This window comes from Bartonella sp. AP331QHHD (assembly GCF_042195905.1).
GTDB lineage: Bacteria > Pseudomonadota > Alphaproteobacteria > Rhizobiales > Rhizobiaceae > Bartonella.
The window spans coordinates 154487-174265 of record NZ_JBHIPG010000082.1 but is presented as its reverse complement, the minus strand read 5'-3'; the positions used below and the strand labels follow the sequence as shown (position 1 = coordinate 174265).

The following is a 19779-nucleotide window of genomic DNA, read 5'->3' as shown; positions in this document are numbered from 1 at the left end:
CTAAACTGTTTTAATATTTTTCTTAAATACCTAAAATGGATTGTGGCATTTTTAGAAATCTTTTTACTTGTATCATATATAAGCACTCTATATTGTATTGAAGAGGCATTTTTTGCATAAGATCTATGAAGAGTATCGTTTTTATGATGCTATGGCTTCATGTAAGGGGATAACATTTTCTCCTTCTCTTTCTGGTGGTTTGATTGTTAAACCACTTGCCTTTAAAAAATTAGAGAAACGTCCCCCTTTATCGATCAATTCTTGAAAGTTTCCTTTTTCCATTAAGTGACCATGATCCAGAAAGAGTATCACATCAGCATTGCGTACTGTTGAGAGGCGATGTGCTATAATAAAAGTAGTGCGGTTATGGCTTATGCAATCGAGAGCATCTTTGACACGTGCCTCTGTTTCAACATCAAGAGCGCTTGTTGCTTCATCTAGAATGAGAATAGGGGCATTTTTTAAAACAGCGCGTGCAATTGCTAGTCGCTGTTTTTCTCCACCTGATAATTGAGATCCTCGTTCGCCCACCATTGTGTTATAACAATCAGCTTTTTTTAGAATAAAATCGTGAGCTTCTGCTATTTTTGCTGCTTCATAAAGTTCTTCATTCGTTGCGCTCGCTTTTCCTATTGAAATATTGTCATGAATAGTACGGTTGAAAAGACCCGAGTCTTGAAATACTGTTGCTAGAGATTTGCGTAAAGATTCGCGATTGATTGAGCATATATTTATTCCATCAATGGAGATATGCCCAAGGGTAGGGTCGTATACGCGCTGCAACAGATTGATCAATGTTGTTTTTCCAGCCCCTGTTGGTCCTACAATCGCAACAGTTTGTCCTGCTTTAACCTCAAAGGAAATATCAAAAACACCTTGAGAAGAATTTGGGAATTGATAGGTCACGTGATGAAATTGTATGGCGCCTTTAACATTTTGGAGGGAAGGAAGATTTTGTGGTTCGTTGATATGAAAGGTTGAGTCTTCCATTTCAAAAAATTCTTGCAGTTTTGCTTGTGAGGATATTGCACAATTAATAAAATTGCTCATTTGGTCTAGGCGGCTAATCATGAGTTGTGCAAATCCAACAAAAGCAACGACTTCACCTACTCGTAATTGATCTTTTGCAACAAAAAAAGCTCCAAGGAGAAGAACACAAACGATTGAAATTGTTGAAGCCATTCGATTTAAGCCACTGGCGAGCGCCCACCAATTGAGAACAGGATTTTGTGCTTTAAGAAGAGCATTTGTATGTTGATGCAGTATGGAAGTTTCTTCTTTTATTCGGTTATAACTTTGTACAATGGAAACATTAGAGATTGAATCACTGACATGTTTAAAAAGGTTATGATGATAGCATTCTACAGCGGCTTGTCCGTCTTTTGTTTTTCGCATCACTAAACGTGCAATTAATACATAAATGATGGCAAGCACAACCAAGACTATTGAAAGACGCCAATTCATATTAAACGCTATGGGGATGAGAACCAATAAGGCGACAAGCGTTGAGAGATGTTGGCGCATAAAATCAAGCCATATGGTTGACATGGAATCTATTGCGCGCAAAAGTGTATGGAGTGCGTTGGAAGTTCCACGTTGTTGATGCCAAATTAAAGGCATGGCAATGATACGTTCGAAAGATTCCGTTAAAACCGTTAAGCGGCGTCTATGGGCTAAGCGGTCAGCACCGCGAGCAACAAGGACATAAGCAATAATATGTGAAAGTCCAAAACAAACCCAAATGGCAAGAGTAGGGATGATAGCTGTTTTGTCTGTAATAGAATCAATAACCCGTCCAAATAAAATAGGTTCTGCAATAGTGATAATAGCTAATATAACATTAGCGGTACAGATTAAAAGGGATGCATTTTTTTCTCTATTTAGGTAAGTGAGAACACGTGCATAGGTTTTGAATAAGGACACGGTTAATTATCTCCATTCGCTATTAAGCGTAAAGGCTGTTGATTTTTACAACGCTTAGTTTTTAGCTAATAAAATTTGGACGTTAAGAAAAGGAAATTTTGGATACTAACTGTAATATGGTGTGATAAAACCAACTAAAATATGAATTTTTGTGTTTATAAAGGCGCAAAAATAGATCAATAAAATTATCAGGTAAGGGAATTTTCATGGCAGGCATAGAAATAAAAAAAGTTGAGGCAGATGAAAATGGAATGCGCTTAGATCGCTGGTTTAAAGTGCATTATCCAGGACTTGGTTTTGGAGCTTTGCAAAAATTGTTGCGTTCTGGTCAGATACGGGTTGATAGTGGACGTGTTAAAGCCGATACGCGTCTTTGTATAGGGCAAGCTGTTCGTATTCCACCTCTCCCTATTAATGACAAGGAGAGTCTTTCAATAACGGATAAAACACTTCGTGGGCAGGATGATGGGACCGTTTTGAAAAAAATGCTGCTTTATGAAGATCCAAAGGTATTTGTTTTTAATAAACCAGCTGGGTTGGCTGTACAAGGAGGCTCTGGTTTAACACGTCATATGGATAGTATGCTTGAGGTATGGCGCAATAAAAAAGGTGAAAAGCCGCGTTTGGTTCATCGTCTTGATCGTGAGACGTCGGGTGTGCTTATTGTTGCGCGATCAAGGGGAGCTGCTCAGTCCTTAACTGCTGCTTTTAGAGCGCGAGAAACAAAAAAGACTTATTGGGCGTTGGTTCGGGGCGTGCCTAAAAAAAAGCAGGACAAAATTTCAACGTGGATGGTTAAGGAAATGACTGCACAAGGTGACAAAATGCGTGTTTGTGAACATGGGGAGCCAGATTCACATCATGCGGTTTCTTACTATCGCGTTTTAGATACGCGAGGGCGGGCTCTTTCGTGGCTTGAAATGGAACCCTATACAGGGAGAACACATCAGCTTCGTGTGCATGCAGCCCATATGGATCATCCTATCATTGGCGATACAAAGTATTTTTTTTCTGATAGTAATTGGACATTACCAGGAGGAATTCAAAATCGTCTTCATCTTCATGCACGTCGTATTCGTATTCCGCATCCTTCAGGAGGAATATTGGACATTGTTGCACCTTTACCACCTCATATGGTCCAAAGTTTTAATCTTTTATCTTTTAATGAGAGTGATGCTGAAACCGACTAAACAAACTTCATTTGTTCTTTTTGATTGATACAAATTTTATCTATAAATTTGATAAGATGAATAGGGCATCATTTGAAGAAAGTTTTTGATAAGTCAATAGCTATGAGAAAATTGTGTTTTTGAGTGATGAAATTTTCGAATATCATGGCTTTCTTTCTACAGCTCTTTATCCATATTGATTGTATTGTTATTTGGGATATGATGTATCGTTTAATAATCTGAGTTTATGAAGCTGCTCCTTTGAATTATCTACAGAGGTCATATATTGGGGAGGCGTGTCTGTTGAGGGAGATGAGTTAGATAAAATCTGAAAGATATTTACTAAAATAGTGAAAGCAATTTTAGTTTTTTCATGGGGAATAATGGAGGCATTTTATAGTAATGCTGAGGGAAAGTAGCCTCTCAAAAAATTCCTGTTGTCAAGGATTTTTGTTTTGTTATCAATGTGGTTTGATATGCTTATAGTATAGATTTATGCTTTGTATTTTTGCTTACACAATGAAGCCTTCTTACCAAAGCTCTCCTTTCAATGACCAATTATTTTTCTACTTACTTAGTTTATCCAAAAGATTATCTTTCATAAAAGAAGAAATAAGTTTTTAGTATCTTAATGCTTCATTGAAGTGAACTCATCACATTGAAAAAATATCTAGACAAAAAATTGGAGATAAAACGTCAGGCGCGTTTTATTGCTCTAAGGAGGGCTTGAACACTTTTGTTTTTTCTAGTGAACAAAAACAGATATTTATTATGGAAACATTCAAAGGGGGGATAAGTTGAAATGAGGAGTGACTGATGGGATCATTATTGATTGACGTTAATAACGTCTCAAAAATATATCGCAACATTGACAGAGGAATTGGTTTTAAAAACAAGGTCTTTTCTCTCTTCAAGCCGGTTTATACAAATCATCATGTGTTAAAAGATATGAGTTTCACCCTCTTTTCAGGGCAATCGTTAGCAATTCTTGGCCCTAACGGAGCGGGTAAATCGACACTGATTAAAATACTTTCTGGTATACAATACGCTGATGAGGGATGTGTTAAAGTCCTTGGTGTTGATCCTTATAAAGCGAAGAAAAATCTGTTCAAGTCTTTGGGTGTGGTCTTTGGTCATAAGAATTGTTTATGGTGGGATTTGCCCTTACGCTACAGTCTGGATATGGTTCAACCATTATATGGTCTTGAACGCGCCTCTTTTACCCGTGATCTTAAAGAGATCGCTGAGTTACTGGGTCTTGAGCATATTATGGATAAGCCAGTGCGGATGCTTAGTCTGGGTGAGAGAGTGAAAAGTGAATTGGCATTTAATCTCTCCTTTAGACCTAAACTGTTGTTTCTCGATGAGCCAAGTATTGGTCTTGATCTTACATCTAAGCATGAAATCAGGGAGCTTCTTAAAAAACTGAAAAGGGAGCGTGGCACTGGGTATATCATCACAAGTCATGATATGGGAGATATTGATGGATACGTTGATGATATTATTCTCTTGCATAAAGGAAAGAAACAGTTTCATGGTAATCTTCACGCGCTTAAAAATGTCATTCCTTCTTTGGTGAGAATAACGTTTTTTTGTGAACACATGGCTGTACCTTCAGCTGTTGTAGAAAAAATTGATGAGATTGCGTTGAAATTATCTACTTCTTTAAAAGATAAGCACTTTAACGCTGAAGAATGCTCGCTGGAGGTTTCGCTGCCCCGTGAGGATTTTGCGCGTTTTGTACGCGAAATTACAACCAAATTGAACTGTACGTTCTCTGTATCCACTCCCTCGCTTGAAGAGATGCTCCGTGTTAAATTTAAAGAATTTATCTAACCACTGCTTTGGTATGTTTCTTTTTGCCAAGAATGGATTACTCACTGTTCTAAGTGATAGAGCAATGTTTTTTACCGATATTATCATTGGGACACTTTCGCCATTTGTTATTCAACTTCTATTATGGAATGCACTTTTCTCTGATACGGGCAACACCATAAATGGCTTTAGCTTTTATGATATGATGTATTATTATGCTTTTGCTTTAGTCCTAGGTCGCTTAAATAATGGTTATAATGTGATTAAGTTTTTCTCTCATCATGTTAAAGAAGGCCAATTAGAAGTATATCTTACAAAGCCCTTTAGTTATATGACACAAATGCTTTTTACTTTTTTAGGGGAGAGTGTATTATATAGCATCCCATTATTGGCTCTTTTTATTGTTAAGCTTGTTTTATCCTATGAAAATATTCTGGGATTGGTCATCGCTTTTCTGTTCTTTTTTCTGGTTGTTATTCTATCACAATTGCTTTGTTTTTTAATCTCTTTTGGAATTGCTTTATTAAGCTTTTGGGTGATTGAGTACAATATATTACTCTCTTTTAGTATTCTTAGTTCAGCGCTTCTTGGGGGTGTTCTTTTACCACCATCTTTTTGGCCGGTGTGGCTTATTCCGCTTATGCAATTTAATCCTTATCGTTTCATGATATCCGCTCCTGCCGAGTTTTTCGCGACGCAAAATTTAGCGTTGTTTCAGCAGTTTATTTTCGGAAGTTTTACTTATATTTTGTGTTTTTTATTCTTAATTTATATCGCTTGGAATAAAGGGATGAAAGCATATAATGGAGCAGGTGGTTGAGATGAAAATCATCCTTCATTTTATCAGTCTGAATATCCGCCGACAGATTGTTTATGGTAAGAATTTGGCTGGGGAGTTTATTCTTTCTCTATGCTATTATTTTATTCAATTCATATTTATTGATAGAGTATCTTCTTTTTCAGGAAAGATCGGTAACTATAGCAGAGATGAAATCCATTTTATCTTTGTTGTCTTTGTTTTACTTGGAATATTTTTGAATATTTTTATTAATTCTATTGAAACGTTTTTTGAAAAAGTAGCGGATGGTAAAATTGAACCATACTTGATAAAGCCCGTTTCAATTTGGTTGTTGATGTTGTTTGGTTGGTGTAAACCTCTTAATTTGATCAAGCTCTTTGTCCTTTATGTTAGTGCCTATTTATTTGTATCATTACCGAATATTTCTGATCTTAAGCTAAGATGGATCTCTTTTGTTGTTGCAATATTTTGTGTTTTTATTGTCAATATTTGTTTTTTTCTGATGTTCAATTTTATAACATTTATTATTAGCCGTAAGATGCCTGTCGAATATTTTCATGAAATGATTTATGAGCTTTCATTTGTGCCAATAGGAATTTATCCTTTAAGCATCGTAAAATGGCTTTTGTTTATGCTTCCCATGGCTTTTTCTGCTTCCTTGCCTGTGTCATTGTTGCTTGGTAAAGGCGAATGGAATATTGGATATCTTCTGTTGAGCGCTTTTCTTTCCATGGTCATGACTTTCATAAGTTATAAGAAAACAATGCGTAAATTTAATGGATTAGGGGGATAATATAAAAGTCATCATGATTATAAAAATAAAAAATTGAGTAAAAATTCTATCGTACTGTAAAATATCGTTATTTATGCTGGCGGTATAAGTCATGTAAAATTTACATATGAGGATTTTTTATTAGACATATTCATGCATAAAATCGGTTGTATTTCTATAGCTATGAGCAAAGAATTTACAATAAAAATCAGAGAGTTAAATTTCTTGGTTTTAGATTAGTTTGAGTTTAGATGGCTGCTTGATGACACAAGCCAATGGTAAGATGGTGTACAATATTAGTAGTGCTTTCTTCTCCGAGCAAAATTTATTTTTGTTGCGTTTATAGTGCTAAAAAATTGTCAAAGATGGGTAATTTTTATATGTGCAGAATGTGGTTATTCGTGCGGATTTTGTTGGTGCATTCAATATATTATTACGTGGATGAGTTTTTGCTTAAACAATAAGAAAATTGACAGAATAAAGCTTTTAAGTTGCCCGATAGAAAGCTAAGAGCTTCGCCAAACAACATGATAGCAATTATCAAGACAACAATCACATAGAGATTTTTCAGCATGCTGAGCAGTCAAAATTCAGTTAATAATTGCTTGGAAATAAAAGGATCCACTAAGCAAAGCGGGAAAAAACGATGGCAACGCAACTGAGTTCAATAACATAATTAAATATATTTCTTTGTTGTAATGGTTAATTAAGGGAATTATACTTAATTTTATTGTAAATTTCTTATTTTATGTTATGATTTTATTTGATATAAAGATAATTATTATGTACTATTTTAGTGTTATTATAAATATTATTATTTAATTAAATATATACAATATAAACATAATATATTTATATTATTTTAAAAAGTAATTAAATAAGATATTATTTTTTAAAAAATTATTTTCTATTTTTTTAATATTAATAAGCTCATTTTTAAATTTTTCTTAACAATGATAAGAGAAAAATGGAGTTTTACATCCTCTTTACAATAAATAAAAATGATACTTTAATCTGGTTTTGCTCTCTAAGCTTAGAGCTATACAAATGTTATTGCTTATCATTAATAAAACTAATGTGATTGATGGCGTAGAGATTACAAAGGGCTAATTTTTTTTGCATGTAATTCATATCTTTTACAAGACTTTAAAAATAACACAGAAAAAATGAGAGAGGAAGGAATAGTGAACAAGAGTGATAAGCTTTTTCATTTTCTAGTGTTATGATTACTTTTGTATTTTACGGTTCATTCATTGTATGTATGATCAATTCCAAAATTTTTATTTTAAGCTTATAGTGAATCTATATTTTAGTCTGTTATTGAAGTGTTGTCGTGATTGAGATTACAATATCACAGTAGTGAACACTCTGATTTAATAGAGAAGATTGTTTGCTAGCAAATAATCTATCCATATCAACGTTATTTAAATTTTTTTCCAAAATATATATCTATGTTAATTTTCGTGATTGATATCTTTTCTAAGATGAAAAGGGGCATGAGCTGATTTGAATATCCATAAATTTTTCGTATTAACTCAAAAAATATACGATCACATCATTTTACGGCTATTCTAGATTATCATTTTGATAAACTGAATAAGTATAGCGATGCGTCTTACAAATATTTGCTAAAATGCTTTTATTGGACATTATTAAATTTTTATGATTCATATTTTTAATCATTTTATCTTGGTTAGAAAGAAGGTGTATTCATTTTTATTTCTCTATTTTATCTTAGAGTCGTGGAATTATATTAATGTTAGAAAGTTATAATTGTGGAAGACAATGAACTTTATTAAAATTATTCCACGTTCTTGTAGAAACGCATGGCTGTGAAATCGTTGAAATGTGTAATAGCTTATGGCATTAGATTTGGCGCATTCACCAAAGTTATCCCTTATCTTACCTAATTTAGCTTTTTCAATCAAAGAGTTAAGCTGGTGCTTACGCTAATTGTAGCTGGGGCAAATATTTTTTCTCAATCTATCCTAAGGAAAAATTATTTTATAAAAATATTTATTTTACTATATTATACAAAAAAATAAAAATATTATGTGTAACTAAAAAACAACATATTGATATTTTTATATATTATAAAATCATAATAATATTTATGATAATAAAGCTAAATTCATAATAAAAACAATAAAATAATTTTATTTTAATATATTTTTATCATTAAACTACATAATGTAAAGTACAAATAAAATAATTGACAATTATTAAATAAACATGTAACGGATATATTGTAAGTGTAATATAATATAAAAATAACAATTAAAATAAAATTATTAATTAAATTTTGTATTATATTTTTATTATCAGAAGATAAATATACTTTATCGATAGATAACGGAATGTTTTCTATTTAGAGGGGGCGGTAAAGAAAATTTATTTTACTAAATATTGTAATTAGGTGGTTATGATGAAAATATTCAAGCATTGTATAGTATGTTTTGTTGCAGTAGCGATTTTCTTTTCACAGATTTTAAGAGCCAATGCTGATTCTTTAAATGGCAGATTTCAAAATGCTGGTTTTATTTCTGTAATGACACAGGAAAATAGAGTTATTAAAGCTGTTGATATGATTATTAGCCAGTTTGGAGGACAAGGGGCTGAGAAAAATGTCCAAAAAGTTGCGGGTTTAATGGGGTTGGAGACAGCGATTTTTGGTCTCATCGCATATCTTGTATATTTCTTTACTAGAAAGCCACCGAGTCCTAACAGAGAGACAGGTGGAAGAACATTCGATGCTTTTGCTCATAGTTCATGGGCTTTGAATTAAAAGATATTATCCTTGATAAACTTTGAATTATGCTGTTATTGAATGTTTTATATTAAATAAACCGTGATATTTAATCACGGTTTATTTATTTTTTTAATCTTAATGACCTTGATAAGTTTATCCTTTTATATCATTAAGATATTGTTTTGTGGATGCCAGTATATGGTGCATTAAATTCAGCTAATCAGTTGCTTTTTAAATTTACTTAAATTTTTTTCTCTTCAAAATGCGCATTTGAGCTAAGTTTGTGGTTGATATTTTTTTTATGATGAAAACGCGAATGCATTAATTGAGATATCCATAAACTTTGTATATCAACTCAAAAAATACAAGGTCACACAATCTTACGACTATTTGTGGGTTTTATGTTGATGAACTGAATAAGTATAGCGATGCGTCTTACAAATATTTGCAAAAATGCTTTTATTGGACTCTTTTAATCTCTTTGTGGTTTACAATTCATTTTATCATTTTATCTTAAGCAAAGAGAATGTGGATTCATTTCTATTTCTCTATTTTATCTGAGAAGGGTGGAGTTATACGAATGTCAAAAAAAGTCATGATCGTGGAAGATAATGAGCTTAATATGAAGTTATTTCGCGATCTTGTAGAAGCGAGTGGTTATGAAACCGTTGAAACACGTAATGGTCTTATGGCATTAGATTTGGCGCGTTCATCAATGCCATCTCTTATCCTTGTGGATATCCAGTTGCCAGAGGTCTCTGGAATAGATGTTATTAAACAATTAAAAGAAGATGAAGAACTTCGATCAATCCCCGTTGTTGCTGTAACAGCTTTTGCTATGAAAGGCGATGAGGAGCGAATTCGAGCCAGTGGATGTGAAGAATATATGTCAAAGCCTATTTCTGTCCCTCATTTTATTACAATGGTAAAGCATTTCTTGGACTAAAGCTTGTTAAGTGATGATAGAAAAAATATTGAAAAGCTTATAAGATTGCTAAAGTTGTCGCGTAAATATTTTTGTGCTTTAGCACGTCGATATATTACAAGTTAGTAAAACAGATTTAAAAAATTGAAACTGAAGTTTTGAATTTTTTCGGTCTATTTTTCTTGCCTTTTATCTTAAGAGAAGAGGTTGTTTTGCATTCTTGTTTTTTCTAATCGGTATAGATTTGTTCCTACATTCATCTAAAAGTCTGTTTTAGCAGTTTTAAAAAGCCCCGTTTTTGTCCGAGGCTTTATGCATTGCAAAAATTGAAATTAACGCTTTGAGAATTGGAAAGAACGACGTGCTTTTGCTTTACCGTATTTTTTACGTTCAACAACACGACTATCACGGGTAAGAAACCCACCTTTTTTCAAGATTGAGCGAAGTTCTGGTTCGTAATAGGTTAAAGCTTTGGAAATGCCATGGCGCACTGCACCGGCTTGTCCAGAAAGACCACCGCCTGCAACGGTTGCAATAATATCAAACTGGGTATCCCTATTTGTTGCAACAATTGGTTGACGAAGAATCATTCTAAGAACAGGACGAGCAAAATATTTGTCAAATTCCTTATTGTTGATCGTGATTTTTCCAGAACCTGGTTTAATCCATACACGCGCAACAGCGTCTTTACGCTTTCCTGTTGCGTAAGCACGTCCTTGTGAATCAAGCTTCTGCACGTGAACAGGAACAACATTTTCATGTGTTTCTGTAATACTTGTTACTATGCTAAGCTCAGAAAGAGAATTAATTTCAGCCATAATCAAGCAATCCTTTTGTTTTTGCGGTTTAAAGCACCAACGTCAAGAGATTCAGGCTGTTGTGCTTCATGTGGATGTTGGCTTCCAGCGTAAACACGTAGATTCTTCAATTGACGGCGACCAAGGGGCCCTCGAGGAATCATGCGCTCTACTGCTTTTTCAATAACGCGTTCGGGAAAACGCCCCTCAAGAAGTTGACGTGCTGTACGTTGTTTGATTCCACCAATATAGCCGGTATGCCAATAATATTTTTTATCCGTATATTTTTTGCCAGTGAGAGCTATTTTATCTGCATTAATGACAATAACGTTGTCACCATCATCAACATGTGGAGTAAATGTAGCTTTATGTTTGCCACGTAAGCGGTTAGCAACAAATGTGGCAAGACGACCCAAAACAAGGTTTTCTGCGTCAATAATAACCCATTTTTTCACCACTTCAGTTGGCTTTTGTGAAAAAGTTGCCATAGAAGTATCCTTTATTAGAACCCTTTTAATATAAGGGAATTTTTACTGTTTTGCGTTGAAAATTGTTACCATAGCGAAATATTTAACGCATACTACTTGCTCTGATATAATGTCTTTTGATTGACGTCAAGAGAAAATAAAAACTTTATAAAACAACATGTTACAAGAAAGGTATTATAATACCCCATTAAAAGAAGTTTGTAGACCATTTAAACTTAAAATGAATGTTGCAAAAGACTATTTTATCTTTAACGCATGATTGTATTTTATCGTTCTTCATTATAAAATAAGAAATAATGCAGTGGTCTCGTTATTTTCTCAATGTTGAATCTTCTGCTTGTGGTCAAGCTTGGTTAGATGCCCTTGATGTTCAAGGGATAAATAACGCGCGCGCTATTTCTCAAAAATTTGGCTTTCCAGATCAGTTAGCTCGAGTACTTTCAGCAAGAGATGTGGATGAAGCTGAGGCTGTTGCTTTTATTAATCCAACATTGCGTACGCTTATGCCTGATCCAGAAAGTTTTAGGGATATGCAATGCGCTGCAGAGCGCATTGTTAAGGCTCTTCTCAATCAAGAACAGGTTGCTGTGTTTGGTGATTATGATGTTGATGGTGCTTGTTCATCGGCACTCATAGCACGTTTTTTTCGTTATTTTGGTATTGAAGTCAAAATTTATATTCCTGATCGTATTGTTGAAGGCTATGGTCCGAATGAACAAGCAATGAGAATGCTTGTGCAAGAAGGCGCTCGGTTAATTATCACTGTTGATTGTGGCGCAAACAGTCCTGATGCCGTAAAAGCAGCGAGGCTTGCTGGTGCTGATGTTGTGATTTTAGATCATCATCAAATGTCAGAGATTCATCAAGAAGCTGTTGCTCTTGTCAATCCTAATCGTCCTGATGATTTTTCTAAACAGGGGCATTTATGTGCAGCTGGCGTTGTTTTTGTTACGTTAGCTTGGGTTCATCATTTGCTGCGGAAAAAACAATTCCAAGGACCGCTGCCTGATCTTTTAAGTATGCTTGATCTTGTTGCATTGGCAACCATATGTGATGTCGTTCCATTACAGGGGGTTAACCGTGCTTTTGTGTTAAAAGGGCTTCAAGTTGCTCGTTCTATGCATAATCTAGGAATAACAGCTTTAACAAAGGTTGCACGAATAGGGGAGCCGCTTAATAGTTTTCATTTAGGTTTTTTATTAGGTCCTAGAATTAATGCAGGAGGGCGCATTGGTGATCAAGCTTTGGGAGCACGTTTGCTTAGCTGTGAGAATAAAGATGAAGCGGACAGAATAGCAGAACAATTAGATCGGCTTAATCAAGAACGCCAAGAAATGGAGAATATTCAATTAGCACAAGCGGAATCCTATATTGCTTCTCTTTATCAAGGTCAAGAAACACCATTGTCACTTGTCATTTCTCATAAAGAATGGCATCCGGGGATTATTGGTATTCTTGCTTCCCGCCTCAAAGAGCGTTTTTTTTGTCCTGTTTTTGCTATTGCTTTGAAAGAAGATGGAAATGGCGTAGGGTCGGGACGCTCAATTAATGGTATAGATTTAGGAGCAATCGTTCGTGAAGCTGTTACACTCAATTTATTAGAAAAAGGAGGGGGGCATAGTATGGCAGCAGGAATTACAATTCAATCAACAAAAATTGAAATTTTTCGAAAATGGCTAGAAGAAAAAGTTTCTTTAATGGTTTCACAGTTGCGTGCAAAAAAATCTCTTAGTATAGATGGTTCTCTTTCTGCTTCTGGTGTTAATGAAGCGCTGTTTGAATTGCTTGAAAAAGCAGGGCCATTTGGGGCAGGGAATGCAACACCTGTTTTTGTTCTTCCCTCTCATCGACTGGTGAATCTATCTGAAGTTGGTAAAGGACATCTTCGCCTCATTGTATCTAATGTTGAAGGAAAAAAACTACAAGGAATAGCTTTTCGTGCTGTAGGGACATCGCTAGGTGATTTTCTTTTTGAAAATATTGGTGAAATGATTCATTTAGCTGGTCATCTTAGTTTGAATTATTGGAATGGAACGATCAATCCGCAACTGCGCGTGATTGACGCAGCTGCAGTGGTTTGAAAGGGATATTTTTTACATTAGATGTCTAGATTAGAAGCAAAAGTAGAGTTTTCTTGTATGAAACGAAATCGTGCTTCTGGTTTTGTTCCCATGAGACTTTCTACAGTCTTTTTCGTTTCTTGCATTTCCACGGCATCAATAGAAACACGAAGCAATGTACGTTTTTGAGGATGCATAGTCGTTTCTTTAAGTTGTTCTGCGCGCATTTCACCCAGCCCTTTAAAACGCCCGATTTCGATTTTAGCTTTTCCAGTAAATTCAGTTTTGAGCAATTCATCCTTATGAATATCGTCACGAGCATAAGCAACTTTTCCTCCTTGCGATATTCTATAAAGGGGAGGGACGGCAAGATATAAATGTCCCTGATGAATAAGGTCAGGCATTTCTTGAAAGAAGAAGGTAATGAGCAGTGACGCAATATGAGCACCATCAACATCAGCATCTGTCATGATGATAATACGTTCATATCTGAGATCTTTTTCACGATACTTGGAGCGTGTTCCACATCCAAGAGCAAGGATCAGATCGCTAATTGTTTGGCTTGAGTTCATTTTTTCATGTGCAGCACTGGCGACATTTAAGATTTTACCACGAAGAGGTAAAATTGCTTGGTTTGCTCTATTTCTTGCTTGTTTAGCAGATCCTCCTGCAGAATCCCCTTCAACAATGAATAGTTCAGCACCCAAAGCATGGTTCTGGCTACAATCTGCAAGTTTACCGGGCAGACGTAATTTACGGACAGCAGTTTTTCGACTTATTTCTCTATCTTGGCGTCGTCTAACACGTTCTTCAGCACGTTCAATAACCCAATCGAGAAGTTTTGTTGCTTCTTGTGGGGAATTTGCTAACCAATGATCAAAAGGATCGCGGATTGCATTCTCAACGATACGCTGTGCTTCAATGGTTGCTAATCGATCTTTTGTTTGTCCAACAAATTCAGGGTTACTAATAAAGACTGAAAGTATTGCGGCTGTTGAAATCATAATATCGTCAGACGTAATAATCGTTGCGCGCTTGTTTCCTATTAACTCAGCGTAGGATTTCAATCCACGCAAAAGAGCTTGACGTAATCCTATTTCATGTGTTCCGCCTTCTCCTGTAGGAATCGTATTGCAATAAGATTGCACACAAGAATCACCACCATGCCAAGCGATAGCCCACTCAACGGAGCCATGGCCATTATTGTGTTGTGTTTTGCCAGAAAAAATTTCTGACGTTACTCGATATTCATCTTTTAGTGACGAAAGTAAATAGTCTTTAAGCCCATCGGGAAAATGAAAAACAGCTTTTTCAGGAATATTTTTTGCGCCTTCAAGTATGACGGGATCACAAGACCAGCGAATTTTTACGCCACCAAAAAGATAGGCTTTGGAGCATGTCATCTTATAGATTTTTTCTGGATCAAAAGCTGCTTTTTCACCAAAAATTTCATGATCAGGATGAAAACGAACGCGCGTACCACGACGATTATAAACATCTCCCAGATCTTCCAATCCAGATTGAGGAATACCGCGTGAGAAACGTTGGCGGTAAAGTTTTCGTTCTCGTGCAACTTCAACTTCCATATCATCAGAAAGAGCATTGACGACAGAAATTCCTACTCCATGAAGTCCACCTGCAGTTTGATAAGCCTTTCCATCAAATTTTCCCCCTGAGTGGAGTTGTGTCATAATAACTTCAAGAGTCGATTTCTCAGGCATTTGAGGATGATTTTCAACAGGAATACCGCGTCCATTATCTGTAACGGTTATATAACCGTTCCTATCTAATGAGACCTCAATAGAATCTGCATAACCCGCAACAGCTTCATCCATCGCGTTATCAATAATTTCGGCAAATAAATGATGAAGCGCTTTACTGTCTGTTCCACCAATATACATTCCAGGGCGTAAACGTACCGGCTCTAAACCCTCAAGAACTCGAATAGAGAGGGCATTATAGTCATCTTCTTGCGTATCTTTTGCACTTTTTCTTGAAATCATCGCGTTTGATTTCATTGGAGACTGCAGAGTGTTTTCTTTTGTATTTACCCGAGATTGGGCTTTATTTAAAACACTAAAAAGATCCTTTTTGTTATCGCTCATAGCGTTTAACTATCCACCTCATAAAATCAAATATTTATTAAAATAATTTTATGCCTGTTTTTTATTTAAAAATCAATGCACTTAGGAAACATCGATTGTTGGACCAAAAATTTTTTCAAAAGCGTGTTTGAGAGCAATATCAATATCATGCATTGCTACAGGGCAACCTAGATCAAGAAAGCTTGTTACACCGTGGTTTGTAATTCCACAAGGAACAATTCCTGAATAATGGGCTAAATTAGGATTAACATTGATAGAAACTCCATGAAAACTTATCCATTTGCGCACTCGAATGCCAATAGCTGCAATTTTATCTTCGGAAGAAAGATCATTTTGTTTTGATGGGCAATGAGACTGTTTAACCCAGACACCAACGCGATCTTCTCTGCGTTCGCCTTTAATATTAAAGTTGGCAAGCATCTGTATGATCCATTCTTCTAATGCACTAATGAAAGCACGAATGTCTTGTTTCCGGCGTTTAAGATCAAGCATGATATAAGCAATACGCTGTCCTGGACCGTGATATGTAAATTCACCTCCACGTCCTGCTTCATAAACAGGGAATAAATTAGGCGCCAAAAGATCTTTTTTATTTGCACTCGTTCCCGCTGTATAAAGGGAAGGGTGTTCGAGAAGCCAAACTTGTTCATGCGCAGTTTTTGCAAGAATTTTTTCTACACGTTCTTGCATATAACGCAGAGCTTCAGGATACTCAACTAGATGATCGCTTATTTTCCATTCGACGGGTGGATTTTCTAGAATTGCATTAAAATGATGTGATAAGTGATTACGATCTGTATGTTTCAATTCACATGTCATGGGTAATATTTATCTTGATGTTTGAGTTTGTATTGTAATCAATAAAAGTGATTACAGAGTAAGGTATAGAATTGTTGAATAAAAGAGAATACGTTCATAAAATTTTATCTTAAGAAGATTTGCTACGCTTAAAAATCCACGTTCCTTTTACCATCTTCCTGTTGCACCACCACCACCTGATGATCCACCACCACCCCTAAATCCCCCTCCACCTCGAGGACCACCGAACCTTCCACCAGGATATCTGCCACCGGCACTTAAGTTAAGAAACCAAGGTGTGAAGATGATCCCCAGCCAGAGATACTTTTGTGGACCCACTTTTTTACCAAAAATCATTGCAAGAATGGGCAAACCAAACATTATAAAAAAGGCTAAAAACATAATTGCATTGATTACCATTTCTTCTTTTTCAGCTTGTTTACGTTGTTCTTCAACGATTTTAGCTTTTTCTTTGATGCGAAAAGTAAAATCAGAATCACTTTCTGTAATAACTTTGATAATTGTATCAACTGCTTCAGCAATTCCTTTTTGATAATTTCCTTCGCGAAAATTAGGAATCATGAAGCTATTAATAATGACAGAGGAAAGAGCATCTGTTAGCTCTCCTTCCAAACCATATCCAACTTCGATACGTGCTGTGCGTTCATTCGGTGCAATGACCAGTAATACACCATTATTGATCTTCTTTTGGCCTAATCCCCATGTACGAAAAAGAGAATTGCTGTACGTTTCTATATCGTTGCCCGAAAGAGTAGGGAGTGTTACAAGAACAATTTGATCTCCCGTTTTCTCTTCGAGTGCTGCCAGTTTTTTTGTCAAGTCTTCCTTGGTTGCATTATCGAGCAAATGAGCCACATCATTAACATAACCTGTTAAATGAGGAAATTTTATTTGCGAACAAGCGATACTTCCCAATGCAGCAACTAAATACAGAGAGCAGATAAAAGCCCATAATTTTGGAAATACAATACGTTGCAAAGAGTATCGAAATGATTTCATTAATTAAAATTAACCTTTGGTGTTTGTTGGCTATCAGTATCGATGGTAAAAGTTGGCATAGGTTTAGCATCACGAAACCATAATTTTGCCCAAATCATCGTCGGCATTGTTTTGAGTGCAGTATTGTAGGCACGTACTGTTTCAATATAATCGCGGCGCGCAACGGAAATACGGTTTTCTGTTCCTTCTAATTGTGATTGAAGAGCAAGAAAGTTTTGGTTTGCTTTAAGATCCGGATAGTTTTCAACAACAGCCATAAGTCGCGAAAGTGCACTTGATAAATTTGCTTGATTTTTGAGATATTGCTGCATAACTTCTGGATTATTCAACATATCTGCATTAATGTTGACTTGTGTTGCTTTAGCACGTGCTTCAATTACATTTGTGAAAACACTTTGTTCATGAGCTGCGTAAGCTTTAACTGTTTCTACAAGATTGGGGATGAGATCTATACGACGTTGATATTGATTGAGCACTTCACTCCATGCTGCATGTGCTTTTTCTTCATTTGTTGGTATCGTATTAAATCCGCACCCACTTAAAAATGGCACTAACCATGCCAAAAGAATCACGATTGGAAATTTTTTTAATATTTTAAACATTGAAGAAGTTTGTACATTTAACATAAAGATGTCTCCACAGATATTTTATGTATTATATAGGGTTTATTTTCTTGGTGGAAAGTATTTTGAACTTTATAAACAGGCGTATTTATCAATAAATTGATATCTCTCTGCGTTTTTGGTACGCTTAAGTGACTTGTTGATGTTAAAATAATAATAGTAATATAGATGTCATCTTATAAAAGATCAATAATATTTATATCAATTATTATTACAGAAAAATATATTATTTTCGTAGGAGTTTTGGGTTTCGCAACGTGCAGATAACAATTGGAAAAGAGAAAAATGTAAGTATCAATCTTATGGAAAGATAGAAGGTCAGGGCAGTTCTTATTTTCCTCCTTTAGAAGTTATGTTTAATACATTGGATAAAAAGGCTTTTTTATTATGTATGGTAGTAATTGAGAAGGAGGGTGAAAGTCCTATGATAGAAAGTGTTCAGCGGCAAAGTGAAAAGTTTGATGGATTGGCTAATGATTATGATCGTTATCGTCCTCGCTATCCCCTTACTTTATTTAAAACCATGCTCCATCCTTTTAAGAACAAAAAGCATTTGTCCATTGTGGATGTGGGTGCTGGGACAGGCATCGCATTAGAGGGAATTGTTAAATTTTTAGGAAATGAGCACCAATATCATGCTATCGATGTATCGGCAGATATGATTAAGCAGGGGCGAAAAAAATTTCCTACGGTGCAGTGGTATCAGGGCCGTGCCGAAGACCTATTGCCTCAAATTGGCGAGGTTGATCTTGTCATTGCAGCGCAAGCGTTTCAGTGGATGGATCGTCCCAAGTTGCTTTGTTCTGTTTCAGATCAACTTCGAGTCAATGGTGTCATGGCGGTTATTCAAAATAATCGTGATTTCAAGCATAGCGAATTTCTAGAGGCTTATGAGACATTGTTAGAGAAAATGAGTCCGAATTATTCCCGTTATTATCGTAATTTTGATTTTTTACAGGAAATGACTGATGGCTTTGGGGTAGATCCAGAAAAGATTTTTTTTCATACGCACAATTGGACGATGATGATCCCATCTGAAGCTTTTATTGGAATGAGCCGCTCTTCAACGCAAGCGCAACGCGCTATTGTTTGCTATGGGGAAGAATATTTGCGGCAATTGGTCGCATTGATAAAGAAATATGAAGTGCAAGGCAATTTGGAGCTTTTGTATCGAAGTGAGCTCTATATGTATGCAGGATAATCCGATATCGATGATTGCTTTTGCTCTTTTAGCACATCAGAGTGGGCGGTATTCAGGAAATTAACGCCTTATTAAGGCAGACTTTGAGGGCGAAAGTTTTTTTCTTCAGCATTCACATTGACATCTTATTACCGCTGATTTTCATTGTTCACTTGATATGAGAGAGTTTAAATAGAAAATTTATGCAGTGCATTATAGTATCGAAGCGCTTTTTTTACTGCAGTTTAACAACAGATTATTTTATAAAATAAGAAGAGGTAGATTGAATAGAAATATTTGATAATTCTTTGTTTTTATGATTGTTTTTTGTTATTAAATGAGAGTGTTTTTAATAAATTTTGACAAAAACAACTGAAAAAGTACAAAAAATTATCATAATCAGAAATTTGTAGTAAAAAAGGTAATGGCTTGGAAGCACCTTTAAAAAACAACTCATTTTGAAATTATCTCTAAATTCAGATTCAATATAACAAAAAAGTAAAATATAAATATGCTATATGAAGCATTTCTCTGTTTAAAAGATATAATATAAAAC

Annotated in this window: 15 protein-coding genes; 8 read left to right on the top strand and 7 right to left on the bottom strand. The window is 35.3% G+C overall.

Annotated elements, in window-relative coordinates:
* Positions 1-141: 141 nt before the first annotated feature.
* The gene (locus ACFIMS_RS09600; RefSeq protein ID WP_375671851.1) at positions 142-1923 is read right to left on the bottom strand and encodes a glucan ABC transporter ATP-binding protein/ permease; all 1782 of its coding nucleotides are present in this window, start codon (positions 1921-1923) and stop codon (positions 142-144) included.
* Positions 1924-2129: 206 nt separating this feature from the next.
* Between ACFIMS_RS09600 and ACFIMS_RS09595 the strand changes: the two genes are divergently transcribed.
* The 6 genes from ACFIMS_RS09595 to ACFIMS_RS09570 all read left to right on the top strand — a co-directional run bounded on the left by ACFIMS_RS09595 (position 2130) and on the right by ACFIMS_RS09570 (position 10173).
* Positions 2130-3113: an RluA family pseudouridine synthase gene (locus ACFIMS_RS09595; protein WP_375632409.1), complete on the top strand. Its 984-nt coding sequence runs from the start codon at positions 2130-2132 to the stop codon at positions 3111-3113.
* Between the two features lie 795 nt (positions 3114-3908).
* Complete coding sequence (locus ACFIMS_RS09590) at positions 3909-4928, top strand: ATP-binding cassette domain-containing protein (RefSeq protein ID WP_375613133.1); 1020 nt, start codon at positions 3909-3911, stop codon at positions 4926-4928.
* Positions 4903-5727: an ABC-2 family transporter protein gene (locus ACFIMS_RS09585; RefSeq protein WP_375629019.1), complete on the top strand. Its 825-nt coding sequence runs from the start codon at positions 4903-4905 to the stop codon at positions 5725-5727. The genes ACFIMS_RS09590 and ACFIMS_RS09585 overlap by 26 nt, the downstream gene beginning before the upstream one ends.
* Positions 5711-6499 (top strand): ABC-2 family transporter protein, encoded by a 789-nt coding sequence (locus ACFIMS_RS09580; RefSeq protein ID WP_375613131.1) that lies wholly within the window; start codon positions 5711-5713, stop codon positions 6497-6499. The genes ACFIMS_RS09585 and ACFIMS_RS09580 overlap by 17 nt, the downstream gene beginning before the upstream one ends.
* Before the next feature lie 2404 nt (positions 6500-8903).
* Entirely contained in the window at positions 8904-9263 is a 360-nt protein-coding gene (locus ACFIMS_RS09575) for a hypothetical protein (RefSeq protein ID WP_375613153.1), read from the top strand.
* A 544-nt stretch (positions 9264-9807) separates the two neighbouring features.
* The gene (locus ACFIMS_RS09570; RefSeq protein WP_273724078.1) at positions 9808-10173 is read left to right on the top strand and encodes a response regulator; all 366 of its coding nucleotides are present in this window, start codon (positions 9808-9810) and stop codon (positions 10171-10173) included.
* A 311-nt stretch (positions 10174-10484) separates the two neighbouring features.
* Here the strand turns inward: ACFIMS_RS09570 and rpsI are convergent, their stop codons facing one another.
* Both rpsI and rplM read right to left on the bottom strand, forming a co-directional pair.
* Positions 10485-10970, bottom strand: a complete 486-nt coding sequence (gene rpsI / locus ACFIMS_RS09565) for a 30S ribosomal protein S9 (RefSeq protein ID WP_015856545.1) — start codon at positions 10968-10970, stop codon at positions 10485-10487.
* Positions 10971-10972: 2 nt separating this feature from the next.
* Positions 10973-11437: a 50S ribosomal protein L13 gene (rplM, locus tag ACFIMS_RS09560; protein ID WP_015856544.1), complete on the bottom strand. Its 465-nt coding sequence runs from the start codon at positions 11435-11437 to the stop codon at positions 10973-10975.
* Positions 11438-11733: 296 nt separating this feature from the next.
* On the opposite strand from rplM, the gene recJ reads away from it, so the two are divergent.
* On the top strand, positions 11734-13518 hold the full coding sequence (gene recJ, locus ACFIMS_RS09555) for a single-stranded-DNA-specific exonuclease RecJ (protein ID WP_375629022.1): 1785 nt from the start codon (positions 11734-11736) through the stop codon (positions 13516-13518).
* Positions 13519-13535: 17 nt separating this feature from the next.
* Here recJ and parE read toward each other — a convergent pair whose 3' ends face one another.
* The 4 genes from parE to ACFIMS_RS09535 all read right to left on the bottom strand — a co-directional run bounded on the left by parE (position 13536) and on the right by ACFIMS_RS09535 (position 18046).
* On the bottom strand, positions 13536-15602 hold the full coding sequence (gene parE, locus ACFIMS_RS09550; protein WP_375632404.1) for a DNA topoisomerase IV subunit B: 2067 nt from the start codon (positions 15600-15602) through the stop codon (positions 13536-13538).
* An 81-nt stretch (positions 15603-15683) separates the two neighbouring features.
* Positions 15684-16421, bottom strand: coding sequence for a lipoyl(octanoyl) transferase LipB (gene lipB / locus ACFIMS_RS09545; protein WP_375613128.1), 738 nt, complete (start codon positions 16419-16421; stop codon positions 15684-15686).
* 147 nt (positions 16422-16568) lie between these two features.
* Positions 16569-17420, bottom strand: a complete 852-nt coding sequence (locus ACFIMS_RS09540; RefSeq protein WP_375696695.1) for a TPM domain-containing protein — start codon at positions 17418-17420, stop codon at positions 16569-16571.
* A complete protein-coding gene (locus ACFIMS_RS09535) occupies positions 17420-18046 on the bottom strand; it encodes a LemA family protein (protein ID WP_375629028.1) in 627 nt (208 codons plus the stop codon). The genes ACFIMS_RS09540 and ACFIMS_RS09535 overlap by 1 nt, the downstream gene beginning before the upstream one ends.
* Before the next feature lie 421 nt (positions 18047-18467).
* On the opposite strand from ACFIMS_RS09535, the gene ACFIMS_RS09530 reads away from it, so the two are divergent.
* Complete coding sequence (locus ACFIMS_RS09530) at positions 18468-19244, top strand: class I SAM-dependent methyltransferase (RefSeq protein WP_375629030.1); 777 nt, start codon at positions 18468-18470, stop codon at positions 19242-19244.
* The last annotated feature ends 535 nt before the right edge of the window (positions 19245-19779 follow it).

Excerpts from the sequence above, each read along its gene's own strand:
- ACFIMS_RS09595 (WP_375632409.1), top strand. The coding sequence starts at position 2,130 with ATGGCAGGCATAGAAATAAAAAAAGTTGAGGCAGATGAAAATGGAATG.
- ACFIMS_RS09590 (WP_375613133.1), top strand. The coding sequence starts at position 3,909 with ATGGGATCATTATTGATTGACGTTAATAACGTCTCAAAAATATATCGC.
- ACFIMS_RS09580 (WP_375613131.1), top strand. The coding sequence starts at position 5,711 with ATGGAGCAGGTGGTTGAGATGAAAATCATCCTTCATTTTATCAGTCTG.
- ACFIMS_RS09575 (WP_375613153.1), top strand. The coding sequence starts at position 8,904 with ATGAAAATATTCAAGCATTGTATAGTATGTTTTGTTGCAGTAGCGATT.
- ACFIMS_RS09570 (WP_273724078.1), top strand. The coding sequence starts at position 9,808 with ATGTCAAAAAAAGTCATGATCGTGGAAGATAATGAGCTTAATATGAAG.
- rpsI (WP_015856545.1), bottom strand. The coding sequence starts at position 10,970 with ATGGCTGAAATTAATTCTCTTTCTGAGCTTAGCATAGTAACAAGTATT.
- rplM (WP_015856544.1), bottom strand. The coding sequence starts at position 11,437 with ATGGCAACTTTTTCACAAAAGCCAACTGAAGTGGTGAAAAAATGGGTT.
- recJ (WP_375629022.1), top strand. The coding sequence starts at position 11,734 with ATGCAGTGGTCTCGTTATTTTCTCAATGTTGAATCTTCTGCTTGTGGT.
- parE (WP_375632404.1), bottom strand. The coding sequence starts at position 15,602 with ATGAGCGATAACAAAAAGGATCTTTTTAGTGTTTTAAATAAAGCCCAA.
- lipB (WP_375613128.1), bottom strand. The coding sequence starts at position 16,421 with ATGACATGTGAATTGAAACATACAGATCGTAATCACTTATCACATCAT.
- ACFIMS_RS09540 (WP_375696695.1), bottom strand. The coding sequence starts at position 17,420 with ATGAAATCATTTCGATACTCTTTGCAACGTATTGTATTTCCAAAATTA.
- ACFIMS_RS09535 (WP_375629028.1), bottom strand. The coding sequence starts at position 18,046 with ATGTTAAATGTACAAACTTCTTCAATGTTTAAAATATTAAAAAAATTT.
- ACFIMS_RS09530 (WP_375629030.1), top strand. The coding sequence starts at position 18,468 with ATGATAGAAAGTGTTCAGCGGCAAAGTGAAAAGTTTGATGGATTGGCT.